The organism is Xenorhabdus yunnanensis (genome assembly GCF_028598805.1).
GTDB lineage: Bacteria > Pseudomonadota > Gammaproteobacteria > Enterobacterales > Enterobacteriaceae > Xenorhabdus > Xenorhabdus yunnanensis.
In genome coordinates, this window is the sequence record NZ_JAQRFI010000125.1 from 1 (window position 1) to 2,689 (window position 2,689).

Here is a 2,689-nt window from a genome sequence, read left to right on the forward strand (position 1 = left end):
CCAACCGCAAGAACCGAATCAGTCTTCACTCGCCAAAGTTTCGCTGTTCGGTTTCTTGCCTCCTTTGATTTTCAGTTCATTTTTCCACTCATTGATAATCCGCTTACTGTCCTCGGTGTGCTCACGTGCAGGCATATTGCTGTACTGGCGCGCATAATCGATTTTATGGAAGTACGGATTTGTTATTGCCGGTGCGACAATACCAACGGCGCGTTTAACGTCTTCGTCAGTCGGTACGCGATCAAGGTATTTATTGAGAGTCAATACGCCAGTATCCGCTAAGTGCTCAGTGATTTTTCTCAGTTGCTTAACCGCCCGAAAAACGTCTTTTACGCTGTCGTTATTCGCTGACGGCATCGCTTCACCTTCGATCACCCCCCCGTCAATAAACAGCGGAATACTGTCGATGAATGCGCCACGGTTGAGGAATTTGTTTACTTCGGCTGTAGTGATGATCGGGTAGGCCTTGACTAATCCGAACAAGGTTACCGCCATTGCCCCATCATTCCATGAACTCTTCCCTTTGCCGTTTCGGATGGCGGCAATCAGTGCATCCTGATGTTTCAAACCCAGCAAATCGTAATCACCGACCACGATGTAGTGAGTGCTCAATGCTTCCAGATTCACAGGCTTTGCGTGGCTGTTGTGTGGTTTGTGTGCTTTCCGCTCCGGGGCGTTTGCTTTGACCATTGCCGTTGCTTCGGATTCTGACATCCCAGTCGCTACCAGTTCAGTCACAACCCGTGCAGGCTTCCAGCTAACCAATGCCTGATGTTTCTTGATAATTTTGTCTGCTTTTTTGTTGTTGATAATCATTCTTATTTGTCCAAAAAAATAGGGGGGTTCTTATTTAGTACTTTTCGTGATTGCCAGTTTTTTGGTTCTTCCCAACTTTGATAATCATTCTCACTTGGCTGTTTTTTCATGTTCAGCCCTAGTGATCCCCTAACCTCCGTTCCACAGCCAGAAGACACAGCCATTTTCAGTGTTACCTGCCTGTCTCCTGCCCTAAAGCGTTTCCTGATTTGGGATAAGTCCTTGGCTGTGCTTTCGGGGCTAACAACGGCGCTTCTGTATAACCCTGTGCCGCCCTCTCATACTTCGTGACAAACTCTCTGAGCCGGATATTTGCTGCCCGTCGTGCCGCGTTGTCCTTCCGGTATGAGACGGGTTCCTCATCCCATGCCGCTTGATACACTTCTGAGTACTTCGCGGTGATCTTTGCTCGGGTGCTGGCTCTCAGCTTCGCCAGCGTTTCTTGTATCCATGTGCCATCGTCAGGGTAGAAATGCGATGGCATGGTTACCTTGGTGAAATTAGGAAAAAAACCCATAACTAGATCCCGAATTCCGACTACAACCGACTGAAAGTTATTCATGGCCTGCCTCCGTGGGTGGTGGGAAGACTTCATCAAGTGTGATTTCGATTCCTAATTCTCTAAAAGCCGCGATTATTGTTCTGCACACAGCGAGATCGGGTGTGCGTCTCCCACTCTCGTAATGCCCTATAGCGCCTGGGGTACACCCCACCTTTTCCGCTAATCTCTTTCTGGTGACCCCTAACTCAACTCTAATTTTCTTTATTTTGTTCATTATGCCCTCCTGACCAAATGATACATAATGTATCAAATATAGCAATAGTGAGATACAATATGTTTATTGATGAAATGTGTACGCTTTGTATAATTAGGACATGAATATGAACTGGTTCGATATAGCCAAAGACCAAATGAAGGTTAATGGCATCACGTATGACAAATTAGCCGAACACCTTGGTATAACCCGCGGTGCAGTAGGTCACTGGCTGAATGGAAGGAGGGAGCCGTCTATTAGAGAAATAGCCGCAATCTTGGACTTTTTAGGGGTTAAACGAGTTATTTTAAATTCAGATGGCACGCTCTCTGCTATAGGAGAACAAGCGCCTCACGCTGCAAGCATAGAATCCTGCCTAACTAAAGAGCAAGAAGAATTACTAACTCTGTTTGATAGCTTACCTGCCGAAGAAGCTTCTCGTTTTTTACGAGAGTTAAAGACAAAATCAGCACATTTTAATGCCATTTTCGCTGAAATGCTGGCGAAACGCGGCGCAAAACCAATGTAACAAAATAATTTTATGGCGTAAATCATAACATTAGAAAATGTTACCTTGATCATAATTTTATTATTTCACATAAAAGCTACCGGATGGTGGCTTTTTTTTATCCCAAAAAAACGCACATTTTTATTCATCCGAAACATAAAAAATAAGGTACATTTTGTATTGACTACATTGGGTACATATCGTATCTTTTAACCATCACAAAAATCATACAAAAGCAAAATCTAGGAGCCCTACATGTTCAACAACGTTACTTCCAAGGAAAATTATTCAGATCTACATACAATATTAGAAACAGTAATGATTTTAGAGAACATGGAAAATAATAAAGCCAGTGACATAGCAAAACAAATTATTGAGTTGCTGAGTATAAGAGCCAAAGAAGTAATGGCTATGGAATAAGTTTATTATTGCTAATAAAAGGTAAACCATGAAAACTTTTCTCTTTGCCGCAATAGAGCGATCCAATATGAAACAACGTCGCCCTATATGTATTAAAGCTCAGGCAAGTGATAGGGAAGAAGCAAAAAGATTACTGGCTCCTACACATGTAATTTTAGGCTGGATGGGACAAATAGTTAATCGTGAGGAA

Annotated in this window: 5 protein-coding genes; 2 read left to right on the plus strand and 3 right to left on the minus strand. The window is 43.2% G+C overall.

Annotated elements, in window-relative coordinates; genetic code table 11:
* Nucleotides 1–18 precede the first annotated feature (18 nt).
* The 3 genes from PSI23_RS20905 to PSI23_RS20915 all read right to left on the minus strand — a co-directional run bounded on the left by PSI23_RS20905 (nt 19) and on the right by PSI23_RS20915 (nt 1,592).
* On the minus strand, nt 19–816 hold the full coding sequence (locus tag PSI23_RS20905) for a hypothetical protein (RefSeq protein ID WP_273556879.1): 798 nt from the start codon (nt 814–816) through the stop codon (nt 19–21).
* A 172-nt stretch (nt 817–988) separates the two neighbouring features.
* A complete protein-coding gene (locus PSI23_RS20910; RefSeq protein WP_306309656.1) occupies nt 989–1,378 on the minus strand; it encodes a hypothetical protein in 390 nt (129 codons plus the stop codon).
* Nucleotides 1,371–1,592, minus strand: a complete 222-nt coding sequence (locus PSI23_RS20915; protein ID WP_273556880.1) for a helix-turn-helix transcriptional regulator — start codon at nt 1,590–1,592, stop codon at nt 1,371–1,373. Before PSI23_RS20915 ends, PSI23_RS20910 begins: the two co-directional genes overlap by 8 nt.
* 106 nt (nt 1,593–1,698) lie before the next feature.
* Between PSI23_RS20915 and PSI23_RS20920 the strand changes: the two genes are divergently transcribed.
* Both PSI23_RS20920 and PSI23_RS20925 read left to right on the plus strand, forming a co-directional pair.
* Entirely contained in the window at nt 1,699–2,100 is a 402-nt protein-coding gene (locus PSI23_RS20920) for a helix-turn-helix domain-containing protein (protein ID WP_273556881.1), read from the plus strand.
* Between the two features lie 234 nt (nt 2,101–2,334).
* Entirely contained in the window at nt 2,335–2,499 is a 165-nt protein-coding gene (locus PSI23_RS20925) for a hypothetical protein (protein ID WP_273556882.1), read from the plus strand.
* The last annotated feature ends 190 nt before the right edge of the window (nt 2,500–2,689 follow it).

Bases quoted from the DNA above. Each gene is read 5' to 3' on its own strand.
- PSI23_RS20920 (WP_273556881.1), top strand. From the start codon at position 1,699: ATGAACTGGTTCGATATAGCCAAAGACCAAATGAAGGTTAATGGCATC.
- PSI23_RS20925 (WP_273556882.1), top strand. From the start codon at position 2,335: ATGTTCAACAACGTTACTTCCAAGGAAAATTATTCAGATCTACATACA.
- PSI23_RS20910 (WP_306309656.1), bottom strand. From the start codon at position 1,378: ATGAATAACTTTCAGTCGGTTGTAGTCGGAATTCGGGATCTAGTTATG.
- PSI23_RS20915 (WP_273556880.1), bottom strand. From the start codon at position 1,592: ATGAACAAAATAAAGAAAATTAGAGTTGAGTTAGGGGTCACCAGAAAG.
- PSI23_RS20905 (WP_273556879.1), bottom strand. From the start codon at position 816: ATGATTATCAACAACAAAAAAGCAGACAAAATTATCAAGAAACATCAG.